The organism is Micromonospora sp. NPDC049230 (assembly GCF_040647875.1).
GTDB lineage: Bacteria > Actinomycetota > Actinomycetes > Mycobacteriales > Micromonosporaceae > Micromonospora.
This window is the reverse complement of sequence record NZ_JBEZCZ010000018.1, coordinates 96,436-112,443: the sequence shown is the minus strand read 5'-3', so window position 1 is coordinate 112,443 and position 16,008 is coordinate 96,436. Positions and strand designations below refer to the sequence as shown.

Sequence of the window (16,008 nt, the reverse complement as noted above, 5' to 3'; positions counted from 1 at the left end):
CATAGGCTCGGTGGTGTGGATGATCTGGAGTTGGCCGACTGGCGGGAGCGGGTCGCCCGGCTGTACCTGTCCGACGTCGACCTGACCGGGTTCCGTGCCGGCCGCGACGAACTCTTCGCCACCCACCCGCAGAGCCCGATCCCCCCGGCGGAGCGTTCCGGCTTCACCGGGGTGCGCTACTTCCCGGCCAACCCGGATGCCGTGGTCGAGGCGCCGCTCCGGCCGGCCAGCGGTGAGCTGCGCATCGACACCGGCGGTCCGGACGGGGTGGTCGCGTACCGGCGGGTGGCGGTGGCCGAGACGTCCTGGGGGCCGCTGACCCTGTGGTGGATCGAGGCGTACGGCGGCGGACTGTTCGTGCCGGTCCGCGACGGCACCAGCGGGCGGGAGACGTACGGGGGAGGCCGGTACCTCACCGACACGGTGAAGGGCACCTTCGGCCGGGGCGTCGAGCTGCTGCCCGGCGACCGGGTCCGACTGGACGGCAACTACCTCTACAACGCGAGCTGCGCGTACGACGACCGCTGGGCATGCCCCCTGGCGCCGCCGGAGAACCGGGTCGAGGTCGACATCCGTGCCGGTGAGCTGACGTACCACGACTGAACGGCCGCCCGCCCCGAGTGCTGCCGGGACGGACGGCCGGTCGATCGTCGCTCAGCGGTTGGGGACGGAGCCGGGCATCTGCATCCGACCCATCAGCTGTCGCGCCTGGTCGGCGAGCTGCGCGTCCACCGTCACCGCGTACTGGCCGGCGCGCAATGAGCTGGCCGAGGTGAAGTCCCGCTGCCCGCCGGTCATGGCGTGCGCGACCGCGCCGAACACGGCACCCCAGATCGCACCGATGACCAGCCCGACCAGGATCACCGCCAGCCAGTTGCCGACGGTGAAGATGCCGAACAGCAGGCCGATGAAGAGCCCGAACCAGGCACCGGTACCGGCACCGAGCAGCCCGGCTCGACCCGTTGTCATCCGCCCGAGCACCGTCTCCACAAGTGTGAGGTTGGTGCCGACGATGGCGGTGTGCTCCACCGGGAAGCGATTGTCGGCCAGATAGTCGACGACCCGCTGTGCGGCCGGATAGTCCGGGTACGAACCGATCGTCACTGTCGGCGAGCCGGTCTCCGGCCCGTGGCCGTCACCGCCCGCCGTCGACAGGCGGCCGGCCGGCCCGGACGGAAGCAGGTCGCCATCCTGTGTGCCGGGCCGCCACGCGGCGGTCGGCCCCGAAGCTGACGTCATGAGCATCCTCCCTCGTCAGCTCCCCGGCTTCCCCGCCAGGCCGACCGGTAACGCGGTGTCCGCCGGGGGTACGAGGGGAATGGGCGCGGACTGCCCGGGTAGGCAGTCAGGTGGAGAGCGGACAGATCAGCGACTACGGTTTCCTCGCCGACGGCCGCAGCGCGGCGCTGGTGGACGCCACGGGCTCGGTCAACTGGTGGTGCCCGGGCCGGTTCGACGCCCCGTCGGTGTTCGGGCGGCTGCTCGACGACGGCGCCGGGCACTGGTCGATCCGGCCCGAGGGCGACTACCGCGTGCACCGCGGCTACCTCGAGGACACCCTGGTGCTGCGGACCGTCTTCCGGACCGCGCAGGGCGAGGTCGCACTCACCGACGCGCTCGCCTTCGAGCCCGGCTCCCGCGGTCACGACATCGGCCTGCACTCGCCGCAGGTGCTGGTCCGCTCGGTGGAAGGGCTGTCCGGTGCGGTGCCGATGCGCGTGCACTACCGACCGCGCTTCGAGTACGGCCGCACCGTCGCGTACCTGATCGAGCGGGAGGACATGCTGGAGGCGATCGCCGGGGCCGCCCGGCTCACCCTGCGCGGCAGCGTGCGGTTGACCTCCAGCGACGGTGAGGCCGCCGCGACGTTCACCGTCCGCGCCGGCACCAGACACAACTTCTCCCTCGGGTACGCCCCGACCTACGACGCCCCACTGCCCGAGGTGCCGGACGCCGACCAGACCATCGCCGACACCGTCGCCGGCTGGCGGTCCTGGTCGGATGAGCATGGATACGACGGGCTCTACGCCGAGCAGGTGCGGCGCAGCCGGCTGGTGGTGCAGGGCATGACGTACCGACCGAGCGGCGCGGTGGTGGCCTCGGTGACCACGTCCCTACCCGAGGAACTGGGCGGGGAGCGCAACTACGACTACCGCTACGTCTGGGTGCGCGACTTCAGCCTCACCCTGCGAGCGCTGTGGCGAACGGCGTGCTTCGACGAGGTGCAGCGGCAGTTCGCCTGGTTGGGACGGGCGATGGGCCGGGTCGACGACAAGCCGGTGCCCATCATGTACGGGGTGCTGGGGGAACGGGACCTCACCGAGCACCGCCTGGAACAGCTCGGCGGTTACCGCGACAGCCCGCCGGTGGTGATCGGCAACGACGCCTGGCAGCAGCGGCAGACCGACATCTTCGGTGAGACGCTCGACGCCGCCTGGTTGATGCGCGACAAGCTGGAGCCGATGGACGAGGAGGTGCGCCACGTCCTCCGGTTGCTCGCCGACCAGGCCGCGCGCGACTGGGAGCTGCCCGACGCGGGAATGTGGGAGGAACGCGGCGTCGAACACCACCACGTGTCCTCGAAGGTGCAGTGCTGGGTCGCCCTGGACCGGGCGGTCCGCTTCGCTGACCGGCTCGGCGAGCCGCAGGACGTGGCACGCTGGGCGGCTGTCCGCGACAAGGTACGCGCCCAGGTGCTTGAGCGGGGGTGGAGCGAGCGGCTCCAGTCGTACACCGGGAGTTTCGAATCCGACGACCTGGACGCGTCGGTGCTGGTGATGCCGCTTGTGGGGTTCCTCCCGGCCGACGATCCGCGGATGCGGTCGACGATCCGCGCCGTGGAGCAGCGGCTGTCACACGACGGCCTGCTGCGGCGCTGGGACGGCGACCCGGCGGGGTTCCTCATCTGCTCGTTCTGGCTGGTGTGTTGCCTGGCGCTGGGCGGTGAGCGGGACCGGGCACACGAGCTGTTCCGGGGGTTGGCGGAGCGGGTCAACGACCTCGGCCTGTTCGCGGAGCAGATCGACCCGCTGACCGGGGAGCAACTGGGCAACTTTCCGCAGGCGTTCTCCCACATCGGCCTGATCAACGCCGCCGGTGTGCTCACCGACGTGGAGAAGGACCCGACACTGCGCGCTCAGGGCATGCCGCCGTCGTACTTCTCCCCGATCCGGTAGCGGCTGTGCGCCACGCGCGCACTGGGCAGTGGCGGCGGCGGGCCGCGCGCACGGGGCAGTCGGGAGCCGGGGAGAATGGCGGGATGCGGTTGCTGCTCACGGCGGACACCCACGTACCCAAGCGGGCCCGCGACCTGCCCGGCCCGCTCTGGGCGGCCATCGAGGAGTCGGACGTGGTGGTGCACGCCGGCGACTGGGTCGACGAGTCGTTGCTCGACGCGATGACCGCGCGCTCGCGCCGGCTCGTCGGCGTGTACGGCAACAACGACGGCCCGGCGCTGCGCGCCCGGCTGCCGGAGGTGGCGCGGCTGGACCTCGACGGCCTGCGGGTCGCCGTGGTGCACGAGACCGGGCCACGGACCGGTCGGGAGCAGCGGTGCGCGGCCCGTTTCCCCGACGTCGACCTGCTGGTCTTCGGGCACTCGCACATCCCCTGGGACACCGAGGCGCCCGGTGGGCTGCGTCTGCTAAACCCCGGCTCACCCACCGACCGCCGCTCCCAGCCGCACGCCACCTACCTGACGGCGGAGATCGACGAGGGTCGCCTGACCAACGTCACGCTCCACCACCTACCCCGCCCCTAGCCCCGCCCCGCGGCCGTCCCGCCCCGTCCCCGCGATCTTGCACTCTCTGTCCCTGCTCTGCGGCTTATGCAGGCTCTTGTCGCGACAGGAAGTGCAAGACGCGCGCGGACTGAGGGGCGGGTGGGTGGGGTTACTGGCCTCTGCCGGTTTCGGCTTGCAGCTCGTCGATGCGCTTGGACGCCTCGGCCTTGGTCAGGTTGCTGGGCAGTTCCGCGTTGGCCTCCCGGGCCAGGGTGCCCAGATAGGACTCCTGGGCCGCGGTGGGCGGTTCGTCACCGGTGACCCACTCGTCCGGGTCCTTGATCGCGGCACTCTGGTCGGCCTGCTCATTGGCTCGGTCAGTCATCGTCGTCATCCTTTCTTCGAACAGGTGTGCCAGTACCCTGATCTCCACGGTTCATACCTGTCCGCCTGTCGCCACCTACGATCACCGAATGGATGTGGACCGGTCGGGGGTCGTGGTGGTCGGGGCGGGCATCGCCGGGGTGGCCTGTGCGGTGGAGTTGACCCGGGCCGGGGTGCCGGTGCGGGTCCGGGAGCGCGGGCACGTCTGCGGTGGCCGGATGGCCAGCAAACGCTTCGACGGTCGGCCCGCGGACATCGGTGCCGCGTACTTCACCGCCACCGACCCGGACTTCGTCGCCGTCGTCGAGCAGTGGCGCGCCGCCGGCCTGGTCCGGGAGTGGACCGACACCTTCCAGGCGTACGACGAGAACGGACGCCGCGACGTGCCCGGCCCGATGCGCTTCGCCGCCCCGCGTGGGCTGCGCTCGCTCGTCGAACACCTGGCCAGCACGGTGCCGGTGACCGTCGATCGGCTGGTGCTCAGCGTGGAGCCCGGACCGGCCGTGGACGGCGACGCGTGTGCGGCGGTCGCGCTGGCCATGCCCGGCCCGCAGGCCGCCCTGCTGCTCGACCCGGCGCTGACCGAGGCCACCCGGGCCGTGCAGGCACAACGCTGGTCACCGTCCCTGGCCGTGGTGCTGCGCTTTCCGACGCGGCGCTGGCCGGACTTCCGTGGCGCGTTCGTCAACGGCCACCCGATCGTCAGTCTCGTCTGCGACGACGGCGACCGGCGCGGTGACGGCGCCGCGGTGCTCGTCGCGCACACGGTGCCGGAGTTCGCCGCCGGTCACCTGGCCCAGCCCAGCGCTGCTGGTCCGGCGGTCGAGCAGGCCGTCCGGGACCTGCTGGGGTTGCCGGACCAGGCCGTCGACGTGCGCGTGCACCGCTGGACGTACGCGAAGCCGACCGGGGGCCCCACCGGTGACACTTACCACCTGGATGCCGACGGGATCGGCCTGGCCGGCGACGCGTTCGGCAAACCCCGGGTGCAGAGCGCCTGGCGCTCCGGTCGGGACCTCGGCCGCGCCATCGCCGCACGCCTGGCCTGACCCCGCGCGGGACAGTGCCGGCCTGGGCCGGTGCGGTCGGCGGCCCGCCGGGGCCGCAGGTCGGGCGGCCCGCCGGGCCGGTGCGGTCGGGTGGTCGTCTTGGCGTGTGCGCCCGGCGGGGGTCGGCGTTCGTTCAGGTGGCCGCTGACCTGCGCGTTCAGGGGTGGCCGGCGGCGGCTACCGGCCGGGCGTCGGCGTCCCGCTCGGCCGGGTCGGAGGTGCGTTCGCCCTCCCGGTCGAGCAGTTGCATGACCGGCGTTGCCGTGATGCCGTGCACCACCACGGACACGAGCACCACCAGCCCGACGGTCGCCCAGAGCAACTCGGCCTGCGGGAAGTCGCCCTTCGTGGTGGCGTACGCGAGGTAGTAGAACGAGCCGACACCGCGGATGCCGAACAACGAGATGACCCAGTGCTCGGCCGGTCGGCCGGGTGCGCCCCGCAGCGACAACCAGCCGAACAGCGGCCGGATCAGGAACACCAGGGCCAGCCCGACGGCGACCGCGGGCCAGGTCAGCGGGGCCAGCAGGCCGCCCACTATCGCGCCGCCGAGCAGCAGCAACAGCACCAGGGTGAGCAGCCGTTCGACCTGTTCGGCGAAGTCGTGCAGCACCGAGTGGAACTCGTGGGTCCGCTCGGCGGCCCGGATGGCCCGGGCGGCCACGAACACCGCCAGGAAGCCGTACCCGCCGACCACCTCCACCAACCCGTACGCCAGGAACGTGGCGGCCAGCGCCAGGAAGCCCTCGGCGTGCCGGGCCAGCCGCAGCTCACTGGGCGCGCGGAAGAACAGCTTGCCGAGCAGCCAGCCGATCAGCAGCCCGCCGCCGACCCCGACGCCCACCTTCCAGAGCACGTCCACGGTGAACCACTCGGCCAGCCAGTCGCCCGGGGCGAGGCTTGTCGAGGCGATGGCGATGGCGGCGTAGACGAACGGGAACGCCAGCCCGTCGTTGAGGCCGGCTTCCGAGGTCAACGCGAAGCGGACCTCGTCCTCGGAGTCCTCCACGTCCGTCGGTTCGCCGACCTGCACGTCGGCGGCGAGCACCGGATCGGTCGGGGCCAGCGCGGCGCCCAACAACAGGGCGGCGGCCGGCACCAGCCCCGCCCACCACCAGCCGAGCAGGGCCACCGCCGCGATACACAGCGGCATGGCGATCGCCAGCAGCCGCCAGGTGGACGACCACCGCCGCCAACTCAACGGTCGGTCGATCTTGAGTCCGGCGCCCATCAGCGCGACGATGACGCCGATCTCGGTGAGGTGGGTGGTCAGCTCCGGGTGGGCCAGCGGGTCGGGTGTCGGCAGCCCGACCGGCAGCAGGAACACCAGCATGCCGAGGGCGAGGAAGGCGATCGGCATGGACAGCGGGCGCTGCTCCAGCACCCGGGGCAGGATGCCCGCGAGCAGGGCGCCCACTCCCACCAGCGCGAACGCCACGTCTACCGGCTCCACGGCACCACCCTTCCGCCGCACCCGCGGGGCGCGGGGCAGGTGGTGACAGACCATGCCCCGGCGCGGCCCCGGCTATGCGCGCGCGGGCCGGTGAACCGGAGTGAACCTCATCTTGGTCGGGTCAACGGCGAGTCGGCCAGCTCGTCCAGCAGTGCGGCCGGGTCGTCGTACACCGCCACCGCGCCCGCGCCGGCAAGCTCGCCGCGGCTGGTGCCGCCGCAGGTCAGCCCCACGCACGGAATGCTCAGCTTGCCGGCCGCGACGACGTCCCACACCGAGTCACCGACGAAGACCACCCGCTCGGCGGTCAACCCGGACTGCTCCAGCGCGGCGACCAGGATGTCCGGCGCGGGCTTGCTCTGCTGGGCGTCCTCGGAGGAGGTGACAGTGTCGATCACGTCGTCGGCGGCAAGAGCCCGGCGCAACGCGTCCACCTCCGGGCCCGAGGCGGAGGTGGCGAGCACCACCCGCAGCCCCCGCTCGGCGCAGGCCCGCAGCAGGTCGGCGGCCCGGGGCAGCGGCGTGAGGCGTTCCCAGTACTCGGCGTACAGGGTGTCGTGCGCGTCGCGCAGCTTCGGATCGGCGTCCCGGTCCCGCTCGGGGCCGAGCAGGTGGTCGAGGAGCTTGTCCGAACCCATGCCGATCGACCGGTGCACCGTCGCCATCGGCACCGGCTGGTCGGTCTGGCGCAGCGCCTCCCACCAGCTCACCGTGTGCAGGTAGGTGGTGTCGACAAGGGTGCCATCGACGTCGAAGAGGACCCCGGCGGGTTCGTCGGTACGCATGGCGTCCTCCTACCCGTCGGGCGTCTCAGGGATGCGCGGGCGGTGGCGTGAGAATCTCGAACCAGACAGTGGAGCCGCGGACCGACGGATCGGTGCCCCAGGCGTCGCTGAGCTCCTCGATCAGGCCGAGGCCGCGCCCACGACTGCTCAACGTGTCGGTGCGGGTCCGGGTCACGGTGCCCCGGGTGCCGGAATCGGCGACCGAGACCAGGAGTCGCTCGGGGCTGAGATCGATCTCCACCCGGGCGGCGGTGCCGGCGTGCAGCAACGCGTTGGTGGTCAACTCGCTGGTGCACAGCACCGCTGCCCCGATCACCGACTCGGCCACCTGCCACTCGGTGAGCTGGCCGGTCATCCAGTGCCGAACCCGGCTGGGTGCGGTGGGTTCGGCGGGCACCTCCATGCTGGCCGAGCGGCTCGGCTTGAGCGCGTGCTCGACCGCCAGCACCGCCACGTCGTCCTCGGTGCTGCCCGGCACCGCCGCGGTGGCCACGGCGCACAGCGCGCGGGGGTCGGCACTGCCGGCCTTGGCGACGGCGTCGCCGAGGGTGGCCAGCCCGGCGGTGAGGCTCTGCCGTCGACGCTCCACCACCCCGTCGCTGAACAGCAGCAGGGTGTCACCGGGACGGAACGCGACAGTGCTGGTGCCCGGCCGACCGCCCAGGCCCAGCGGAGGGCCAGCCGGCACGTCGACGTACTCGGCGAAGGACCGGCCCGCCGGGTCGCCGCGACGGATCAGCGGCGCGGGGTGACCGGCGCTGGCCAGGGTCAGCTCTCGACGTTCCGCGTCGATGACCCCGAACACCACGGTGACGAACAGCTCGTGGGTGCTGGCCTCCGCGCCCAGGCTGGTCACCAGCCGGTCCAACCCGGCCAGCACCGCGTCGGGCGCCGGATCGGCCAGTGCCAGCGCGCGCAGCGCGGCCCGAACCTGGCCCATCCGCGCGGCGGCCTGCACGTCGTGACCCGCGACGTCGCCCAGCACCACGCCGAGCGCGCCGCCGGGCAGGAGGAACGCGTCGTAGAAGTCACCGCCGGCGGCGTTGCCGTCCACCCCCGGGTCGTAGCGGGCCGCGACCCGCAACCGGGGCAGGTCCGGCAGGTGCTCCGGCAACATGCTGCGCTGCAACAACTGGGCGGTGCCGTGCTGGGTCTCGAACCGGCGGGCCCGCTCCGCGGCCTGGCCGATCAGCTCGGCCGAGGCGGCCAGCAGCGCCCGCTCGGCAGGCGACCAGGTGTGCGGCACCTGGTAGCCGACCGCCAGCCCGCCGCGTACCACCGAGGCGCCCAGGGGCAGGGCCGCCATCGAGTGGATCTTCTGGTCATGGCGGTCCACCGCGATCTCCCGCAGCGGCTGCCCGTCGCGGACGAAGGACGGGCGGCCGGAGCCGGCCGCCTGCACCACAGGCGCCGACCAGTCCGCCGGCGCACGCCGCCAGAGTGGGGGCAGCCGCTCGTCGGCCTCGTCCAGCAACTCGCCGCGAACCCGGCGCACCATGCGCCAACCGCCGCCCCCCTCGTCGACCGCGAACGAGGCCTGGTCCGGGTCGAACGTGGTGATCGCGTACCGCAGCGCCACCCGGGCCACGTCGTCGAGGGTGAGCGTGCCGGCCAGCGCCGCGGCCACCTCGCTGAGGCTCTGCAACTGCTCGGTGACGTGGGTGGTCTCGGCCGCGACCGTCAACGTGCCGACGATCGTGCCGGTGCTGTCCCGCACGGGCGAGTAGCCCCGGGTGAAGACCGCCTGCTCCACCGTCGCGGAGTGCCCACGCACCAGCGGCAGTGTCGACTCCTTCTCCAGGAACGGCACCCCCTCCCGGTAGGTGCGCTCGAACACCTGACCGACACCGGGCAGCGCCCAGATCTCGGCGAACACCTCGGCGGCCGGGCGGCCGAGGGCGCGCGGGTGCTTGGTGCCCAGCAGCTCGGCGTACCCCGCGTTGTAGAGCAGAACCAGGTCGTCGCCGTACGCCAGGGCCATCGGCATCGGCGAGGCGAGGATCAGCTCGATCACGGCCCGGACCGCCACGTCCCAACTGTCCGGTGGGCCCAGCGGGGTGCCGGCCCAGTCGTGGGCGAGCACGGCAGCGGCCACTCCGGCGCCGGTGGACGCACCCGGGGCCGGAGTTGCTGGCGTGGGGACTCGCCCGACCGTTCCTGGCATGTTCGCAGCCTAGTCGGCCCACCGAAAAAGGCATCCGATCATGGCCGTGGCCCGCTGCCATCCTCGCCGCGGTGCCCGTTTGGGCAGTTCAGGACCCCTGATCGTCGGCCTGCCGGGAAAAACGCGGCGCGTTGCGCGGACTGCCCGACCGGTAGCCGGGTATGCGCCCGGCGCAGTCCATGCGACAGGAGGGACATCATGCTGAAGACCCTCGCGGTCCGGCAGGCCGACATCGGCGATGCCATCGCCGACACCTGGAGGTCGGTGCTGCTCTTCATCCCGAAGGCAGTGGCCTTCATCGTCATCCTGGTGGTCGGCTGGCTCATCGCCAGAGCCGTCCTCAAGATCGTGGATACGGTGCTGGAACGGGTGCACTTCGACCAGGCGGTCGAACGTGGCGGTATCAAACGGGCCCTGGAGAGAACGAAGTACGACGCTTCCGACATTCTGGCCAGATTGGCGTACTACGCCGTACTGCTGTTCACGTTGCAGTTCGCGTTCGGAGTCTGGGGGCCCAACGCGATCAGTGACCTGATCAGCGGCGTGGTGTCCTGGCTGCCGCGTGCGTTCGTCGCGATCGTCATCGTGGTGGTGGCGGCCGCGATCGCCAACGCGGTCCGGGATTTGGTCACCGGGGCGCTGGGCGGGCTCTCGTACGGCAAGGTGCTTGCCGACCTGACGGCGATCTTCATCATCGCGCTCGGTGTGATCGCCGCACTGAACCAGGTGGGCATCGCCACCACGGTGACGACCCCGGTGCTGATCGCGGTGCTCGCCACGGTGGCCGGCATCCTGATCGTCGGCGTCGGTGGCGGCCTCGTGAAGCCGATGCAGAACCGCTGGGACGGCTGGCTGGACCGGGCCGCCCGGGAAGCTCGGGCGGTGCAGCAGCAGCGTCAGGCCAACGCGGCCGGGCGGAGCGACGTGGAACGGCAGATGGCCGACCGCGGCGGCGATCGTACCCAGGCGATGCCTCGGGTGGACGAGGAAGCTCCGCAGTACCGCGCCTGACGAGGCGGAACGGCACGGCAGGTGGGGAGGGTGGTCCGCGCGACGATGCGCGGGGCGCCCTCCCCGCGCGGTCAGGCCCGGTCGAGCGAGCGGGCCAGCGCGCAGACCGCGAGCAGGCGGGTGAGCAGCCACTCCGGGCGACTCCAGTCCACCGGCCCGTCCGGTGCCGTCCACCCGTGCTCCAGGGCGGCGGCCCGCACCCCCTCGGCGTAGCCGGCGAGTGCCGCGGCGGTCAGCGGCTGACGGTCACCGTCGAGGCTGTCCCGCACGGCGGCCGCGTGCTGGTCGACGAGGGCCAGCAGCCCCGGTCGCGCGGCGGCGGCAGCGAGCCCGACGGTGCCGAGGGAGACGGTGAGGGCGGCCAGGGTGGACCGCGCCGAGTCGACGGCGGTACGGGAGGCGACCCGGTTCAACGGCACACGCATGGTGACCGAGGCTAACCGACAGGTGACGGTGTCGACGTCGTCCGCTCGGCGGATGTCGGCTGCGCCACTGGCGACAGGTGCTGACCGCGAGGGTTGATCCGCCACAGACGGGGCAGCAGGAGAACCAGGAGCGTTTCGCGGCACACGGACGGTTACCATGCGCTGTTTCGGGAGCTGGACCAGCAGGCCCGCGACGAGTTGGTGGGCGGGCGACGCCACCTCTACGAGGCGGAGATGAAGGAACGCCGCCGCAGCCACGGCCGACCCGGGCACGAAGCCCGGCCCGGCAGCACGCTCTAGTCGGTCGTCGCGTCGGCGGGGCGGCGCCGTGCCGCGTCGTCGGCGATGATCACGGTCGCCACCATCAGCGCGACGCAGAGGCTGAACAGCCAGGACTCGTCGGCGACCAGCCGGGCGGACACGGGCGCCTGTAGGGCGGCGAGCAGGAAGCCGAGCCAGGCGAGCCGGCGCTGACGCGTCGAGAGGATTCCGGAGCCTTGATGCATCCCGAAATTCTTACGCGAACCCGCCCGCTTGCCGTCCTCCGATCGGCCGATTCTGGATGAGCTGTCCGTTTTCTCGACCGTCCGGACACGACTTCTTCGCGCGACGCGCGATCGGGGGCCTACGGCAGTAGGGTGCCCCTGCGGCAGGATGATGTCTCGTGTCCACCACGCCCGTACGCCCCCGCGCCTCGCTGCTCCTGCTGGCCTACCTCGCGTTCGTCAGTCTCGGCCTGCCCGACGGCCTGCTCGGTGTCGCCTGGCCCTCCGTTCGGGGCGACCTCGACGTACCGACCGAGGCGGTGGGTCTGGTGCTCACCGCGGGCACCGTCGGCTATCTGGCCTCCAGCGTCCTGGCCGGGTTCACGCTGGCCCGCATCGGCGTGGGCGCGTTGCTCGCCGGTAGCACAGTGCTGGCCAGCCTGGCGCTGACCGGCTATTCGCTGAGCCCGGTGCTGGCCGTGCTGGTGGGCTGTGCGCTGCTGCTCGGCCTCGGGTCCGGCGCTGTCGACTCCGGGCTCAACGCGTACGCCGCCGGGGCGTTCGGGCCGCGCCACATGAACTGGTTGCACGCGTTCTTCGGCCTGGGCGTGGCGATCGGTCCGCTGATCATGACCGGGGTGTTGAGCGCCGGGCTGGCCTGGCGCTGGGGTTACGGCATCGTGGCCGCCGCCCAGCTCGCCCTGGCGGTGGCGTTCGTGCTCACCGTGCGGGCCTGGCACCGCGAACCGGTGCCGACCGGGGCCACCGCCGGCGGCCCGCTGCCACCCGAGGCCGCGGCGACGGCGTCCGCCGGCGGGCCGACGCCCACCGAGGCCGCCGCTGTCGGGACCGCTTCCGCCGAGGTCGCCGAGGCCGCGGGTGCTGGGACCTCTGCGGCCGTGCCGCTGCCGGTCGGGGCGACACTGCGGCTGCCGGCGGTGTGGACCGGGACGCTCGCCTTCGCGCTGTACGTCGCCATCGAGGTGTCCGCCGGACTGTGGGCGTTCCTGCTGCTGACCGAGGGGCGCGGCGTGAGCGCGGCGGTGGCCGGCGGCTGCGTGTCCGCGTACTGGGGGAGTCTCTTCGTGGGTCGGGTGGTGCAGGGCGTGGTGGCCGAGCGTCTGGGCGCCACGCAGGTGCTGCGCGCCAGCCTTGCCGGAATGGCAGTGGGCGCGGCCCTGATCGCCGTACCCGGGCCGGCCGCGCTGGCGGTGCTCGGCCTGGTCGTGGTGGGCTTCGCCGCCGCGCCGGTGTTCCCACTGCTCACCCTCACCACCGCCGAACGGGTCGGCGCGGCGCACGCCGACCGGGCTATCGGGTTGCAGATCGGCGCCTCCGGCATCGGTGCGGCGCTCGTCCCGGGCGGGCTGGGTGTGCTGATCGGCAACACGTCGGTGCAGGTGCTGGGCTCGGCCCTGCTGGTGCTCTCGCTGGCGCTGATCGCGCTGTACGAGTGGGGTGCCCGTCGACCCACCGCCGGGCGGCCCGTGCCAACGGTGCCGGCTCAGCCCGGCGGTGGGTCGGCTCAGCCCGGCGGAGTTGCTCAGACGTCCGGCCCGGTCCGGCCGGTGGTGGACGGGCGGTAGGCGCGCTGCGGGTCGGTCGCCTCCCGAGCCGTGCCCTGAGCCTCCCCGTCGCGGTCCGAGGCGGCCGGCCCGTGCCCGAACGCGGCTTCCTCGCCGGCGTCGTTGGCCGTCACGTCGTCGGCCTGCCCGTCGAGGCTGGAGCCGGACACGGCCTGTTCCAGCTCTTCCAGCGGAAGCCGTTCCTCGTCCCGCCACACCCTGATGTTGTCGTCGGTCATGTCTTCAGCGGTACCCGGGCGCGATGATCGCAAACGGGCGACAGGGCGCGGACACGGCGATGGCCGCCAGGACTCTGGCGGCCATCGGCGTCACTGCTCATGCTTACGGTTGCGGACGGTCCACCGAGCCGCGCCAGGCACCGGTCTCCTGACCGCGCCGCTCGATGTAGGTCTTGAACCGCTCCAGGTCACCCTTGGCCCGCCGGTCGACGATGCCGAGCTTGTCGCCGGCCTGCTCGACCACCCCGTGCGGCTCGAACTCGAGCTGGAGGGTGACGCGCGTCTTGTCGGCGTCGAGCCGGTGGAAGGTCACGACGCCGGCCTGCTGGGTGCCGTCGGTCGAGCGCCAGGCGACCCGCTCGTCGGGGAGCTGTTCGGTGATCTCGGCGTCGAACTCACGCTTCACCCCGGCGATGTCCACGGTCCAGTGGGTCATCGTGTCGGAGAGCTGCTTGACCTCCGACACGCCCTCCATGAACTCGGGGAACTCCTCGAACTGCGTCCACTGGTCGTACGCGGTGCGTACGGGCACGGAAACGTCGACGTGTTCGGTAACGCCACTCATCGGTCAGAACCTCCTTCAGTCGCCGGTGGCTGTCGGATCGGGGGCGATCCTTCTCACCAGCGAGTTGTCTCGTTCTTGTTGCCGAGCGCGGCCCACACCTCGGAAACCGTCTGGTAGAGGGTGCCCTCGGGCAGTCGTTCCAGCGCCGCCACGATGTCGTCCGGCGCCTCGTTCTCGCGGGCGCTGGCGATGAGCACCAGGCGGTCGCCCGGCAGCGCGCTCATCGAGATGAACCGGCCCAGCCGGCTGCGCTGCTCGACGTCCGTGGAACTCATCCCCTGAGGGGTGCCGGTACGCAGGTCGCCGGCCGGGGCGGTGGTCGTCTCCGGCTGGTCCTCGCCAGCCGGCTCCGGCACCCGCGACTCGTCGACCCGAGAGCCGCCGGTCCCCGGCCCCTGCACGAGGCCGCTGACCTCCTGACTCATCTGTTCGTCGATCCTCGGTCCGTGCTTGCTGTTGCCACGCTCCATGCCTTCTGCGCTACCCGGCACCCCGCCCGCTAAACCGGCACCGGACCACGAACCGGCCCTCGGTCGGGCCCGGCACCGGACATCCGGTGACGAACCGTCGGTCAGGAGTTCGCGGCCTTCCGTGGCGGCAGCACCGGCTCCTCCGGGTCGGGGTCGCCGGCCTGCAACTGTCGTCCGCGCTGCACCTCGGCGTTGATCTGGACGCCCAGCATCAGCGCGGAGTTGGACAGGTAGAGCCAGACCAGGAACGCGATGGCCGCGCCCAGGCTGCCGTAGGTCGTCTTGTACGAGGCGAAGGTGGCCACGTAGAGGCCGAAGCCGAAGGAGACCGCCGTCCAGGAGACCAGGGCCACCGCGCCGCCGGGGGTGAGCCAGCGGAAGCGGGGTTGGCGCACGTTCGGGGCGATCCAGAACAGCAGCGACAGCAGCACCATCATGACCAGGGCGAGCACCGGCCACTTCGCCACGCTCCACACAGTGCGGGCCAGGCCGCCGGCGTTGATCAGATCACCGACCGCGTCGGTGACCGGGCCGCTGACGATCAGCGCGAGGGCGACCACCGCGAGCAGCACCAGCGTCACCGCGGCCAGGCCGATCTGGATGGGTCGCAACTTCCAGACCGGCCGGCCCTCGGTCACCCCGTAGATGGCGTTGGACGCCCGGGTGAACGCGCCGATGAAACCCGACGCGGACCACAGCGCGCCGAGCAGGCCGAAGCTGAGCAGCAGCTCGGGGTTGCTCTGGTCGAGCACCACTGTCCGGATCACCCCGACGACGCCGTTGTCGTCGTCGCCGGTCACCACCGACCCGGCACCCACCTGGTTGGCCAGGTCGACCACGGTGTCCAGGGTCCGCTCGCCGTCGGAGACCAGACCGACAAGGGCGACCACCACGATGGCGGACGGAAAGAGCGCCAGGACCCCGTAGTAGGTGAGCGCCGCGGCCCAGTCGGAGCAGTTGTCGTTGACGAAGTTCCGCACGCTGCGGACCAGCACGCCACGCCAGGTCCGCAGGCTCAACTGCCGCATCCGCCGGGGCACGTGGGTGCCGGGTTCGCCGTCCCGCGTCGTGTCGGGCTCCGTGGTCGTCATGCCCGCTCCCTGCGCCCCGGCCACCGGATGACCGGTCGTCCGGTCGGGCCTGGCCACCGATACCCGGATCGGGAAACCGAGAAACTCGGCGGCGTCGCGCTCGCCGCGCGTATGGTTTGCCGCCGCGTCGACGGGGAACGGTCACTGTGACGCCAGTCGACACGGAGGAGGACGAGATGCCCGGGCGCGAGGACCTGCCCAGCACGCTGCGACGCTCCCCGGAGAAGGCGCAGCGCACCTGGGAGAAGACGCACGACTCGGCGGTGGAGACCTACGGCGAGGGAGAGCGGTCGCACCGCACCGCCTTCGCCGCCGTGAAGCACCAGTTCGAGAAGGTGGGCGACCACTGGGAGCCGAAGGGCCGCAAGGGCCCGAGCGATCAGCAGGCCGCCGGCGGCGGGCCGGAACGGCGCGCACCCACCGCCGGTGGCGTGGACGCCAACGCCACCAAGGACCACCTCATGTCGGTGGCCCGCAAACTCGACGTTCCCGGTCGGTCCAGCATGACCAAACCCGACCTGGTCAAGGCGATCGAGAAGGCCAACGACCGGGCCACCCGCAAGGCTCGCGGCGGCTGACCGCCGCCCCAGGGGAGCACCAC

The 16,008-nt window shown here is 72.3% G+C and carries 18 protein-coding genes; 7 read left to right on the top strand and 11 right to left on the bottom strand.

What is annotated here, in order from left to right:
- Positions 1 to 15 precede the first annotated feature (15 nt).
- Positions 16 to 603 (top strand): DUF1684 domain-containing protein, encoded by a 588-nt coding sequence (locus AB0A95_RS17590; protein ID WP_357556777.1) that lies wholly within the window; start codon positions 16 to 18, stop codon positions 601 to 603.
- A 51-nt stretch (positions 604 to 654) separates the two neighbouring features.
- Here AB0A95_RS17590 and AB0A95_RS17585 read toward each other — a convergent pair whose 3' ends face one another.
- Positions 655 to 1,239 carry a general stress protein gene (locus tag AB0A95_RS17585; RefSeq protein ID WP_357556776.1) on the bottom strand — a complete coding sequence of 195 codons (585 nt, stop codon included), beginning with the start codon at positions 1,237 to 1,239 and terminating at the stop codon, positions 655 to 657.
- 110 nt (positions 1,240 to 1,349) lie between these two features.
- Here AB0A95_RS17585 and AB0A95_RS17580 point away from each other — a divergent pair, with 110 nt between their 5' ends.
- Both AB0A95_RS17580 and AB0A95_RS17575 read left to right on the top strand, forming a co-directional pair.
- A complete protein-coding gene (locus tag AB0A95_RS17580) occupies positions 1,350 to 3,176 on the top strand; it encodes a glycoside hydrolase family 15 protein (protein ID WP_357556775.1) in 1,827 nt (608 codons plus the stop codon).
- A gap of 83 nt (positions 3,177 to 3,259) precedes the next feature.
- Positions 3,260 to 3,760, top strand: coding sequence for a metallophosphoesterase (locus tag AB0A95_RS17575; protein WP_357556774.1), 501 nt, complete (start codon positions 3,260 to 3,262; stop codon positions 3,758 to 3,760).
- A 130-nt stretch (positions 3,761 to 3,890) separates the two neighbouring features.
- On the opposite strand, the gene AB0A95_RS17570 is transcribed toward AB0A95_RS17575, so the two are convergent.
- Positions 3,891 to 4,115: a DUF3072 domain-containing protein gene (locus AB0A95_RS17570; RefSeq protein WP_357556773.1), complete on the bottom strand. Its 225-nt coding sequence runs from the start codon at positions 4,113 to 4,115 to the stop codon at positions 3,891 to 3,893.
- A gap of 79 nt (positions 4,116 to 4,194) precedes the next feature.
- Here AB0A95_RS17570 and AB0A95_RS17565 point away from each other — a divergent pair, with 79 nt between their 5' ends.
- Positions 4,195 to 5,154, top strand: coding sequence for an FAD-dependent oxidoreductase (locus AB0A95_RS17565; RefSeq protein WP_357556772.1), 960 nt, complete (start codon positions 4,195 to 4,197; stop codon positions 5,152 to 5,154).
- Between the two features lie 157 nt (positions 5,155 to 5,311).
- Here the strand turns inward: AB0A95_RS17565 and AB0A95_RS17560 are convergent, their stop codons facing one another.
- From AB0A95_RS17560 to AB0A95_RS17550, 3 genes are all read right to left on the bottom strand, one after another.
- Entirely contained in the window at positions 5,312 to 6,607 is a 1,296-nt protein-coding gene (locus tag AB0A95_RS17560; RefSeq protein ID WP_357556771.1) for a cation:proton antiporter, read from the bottom strand.
- Between the two features lie 107 nt (positions 6,608 to 6,714).
- Positions 6,715 to 7,392, bottom strand: a complete 678-nt coding sequence (locus AB0A95_RS17555; RefSeq protein WP_357556770.1) for an HAD family hydrolase — start codon at positions 7,390 to 7,392, stop codon at positions 6,715 to 6,717.
- A 25-nt stretch (positions 7,393 to 7,417) separates the two neighbouring features.
- Entirely contained in the window at positions 7,418 to 9,556 is a 2,139-nt protein-coding gene (locus AB0A95_RS17550; protein WP_357556769.1) for a SpoIIE family protein phosphatase, read from the bottom strand.
- Positions 9,557 to 9,754: 198 nt separating this feature from the next.
- Between AB0A95_RS17550 and AB0A95_RS17545 the strand changes: the two genes are divergently transcribed.
- The gene (locus tag AB0A95_RS17545; protein WP_357556768.1) at positions 9,755 to 10,567 is read left to right on the top strand and encodes a hypothetical protein; all 813 of its coding nucleotides are present in this window, start codon (positions 9,755 to 9,757) and stop codon (positions 10,565 to 10,567) included.
- A 71-nt stretch (positions 10,568 to 10,638) separates the two neighbouring features.
- On the opposite strand, the gene AB0A95_RS17540 is transcribed toward AB0A95_RS17545, so the two are convergent.
- Positions 10,639 to 10,992 carry a DUF6401 family natural product biosynthesis protein gene (locus AB0A95_RS17540; protein WP_357556767.1) on the bottom strand — a complete coding sequence of 118 codons (354 nt, stop codon included), beginning with the start codon at positions 10,990 to 10,992 and terminating at the stop codon, positions 10,639 to 10,641.
- 296 nt (positions 10,993 to 11,288) lie between these two features.
- Complete coding sequence (locus AB0A95_RS17535) at positions 11,289 to 11,498, bottom strand: hypothetical protein (RefSeq protein ID WP_357556766.1); 210 nt, start codon at positions 11,496 to 11,498, stop codon at positions 11,289 to 11,291.
- Between the two features lie 158 nt (positions 11,499 to 11,656).
- Between AB0A95_RS17535 and AB0A95_RS17530 the strand changes: the two genes are divergently transcribed.
- On the top strand, positions 11,657 to 13,063 hold the full coding sequence (locus AB0A95_RS17530; protein ID WP_357556765.1) for an MFS transporter: 1,407 nt from the start codon (positions 11,657 to 11,659) through the stop codon (positions 13,061 to 13,063).
- Here the strand turns inward: AB0A95_RS17530 and AB0A95_RS17525 are convergent.
- The 4 genes from AB0A95_RS17525 to AB0A95_RS17510 form a co-directional block, all read right to left on the bottom strand.
- Positions 13,021 to 13,281 (bottom strand): hypothetical protein, encoded by a 261-nt coding sequence (locus AB0A95_RS17525; RefSeq protein ID WP_357556764.1) that lies wholly within the window; start codon positions 13,279 to 13,281, stop codon positions 13,021 to 13,023. The two genes, AB0A95_RS17530 and AB0A95_RS17525, sit on opposite strands and share 43 nt — an antisense overlap.
- A 103-nt stretch (positions 13,282 to 13,384) precedes the next feature.
- The gene (locus tag AB0A95_RS17520; RefSeq protein ID WP_357556763.1) at positions 13,385 to 13,846 is read right to left on the bottom strand and encodes an SRPBCC family protein; all 462 of its coding nucleotides are present in this window, start codon (positions 13,844 to 13,846) and stop codon (positions 13,385 to 13,387) included.
- A 53-nt stretch (positions 13,847 to 13,899) separates the two neighbouring features.
- Positions 13,900 to 14,316, bottom strand: a complete 417-nt coding sequence (locus tag AB0A95_RS17515; protein WP_110564927.1) for a DUF2795 domain-containing protein — start codon at positions 14,314 to 14,316, stop codon at positions 13,900 to 13,902.
- Positions 14,317 to 14,417: 101 nt separating this feature from the next.
- Positions 14,418 to 15,407, bottom strand: a complete 990-nt coding sequence (locus AB0A95_RS17510) for a YihY/virulence factor BrkB family protein (RefSeq protein WP_357556762.1) — start codon at positions 15,405 to 15,407, stop codon at positions 14,418 to 14,420.
- 176 nt (positions 15,408 to 15,583) lie between these two features.
- Here AB0A95_RS17510 and AB0A95_RS17505 point away from each other — a divergent pair, with 176 nt between their 5' ends.
- On the top strand, positions 15,584 to 15,985 hold the full coding sequence (locus tag AB0A95_RS17505) for a ChaB family protein (RefSeq protein ID WP_184184216.1): 402 nt from the start codon (positions 15,584 to 15,586) through the stop codon (positions 15,983 to 15,985).
- Positions 15,986 to 16,008 lie beyond the last annotated feature (23 nt).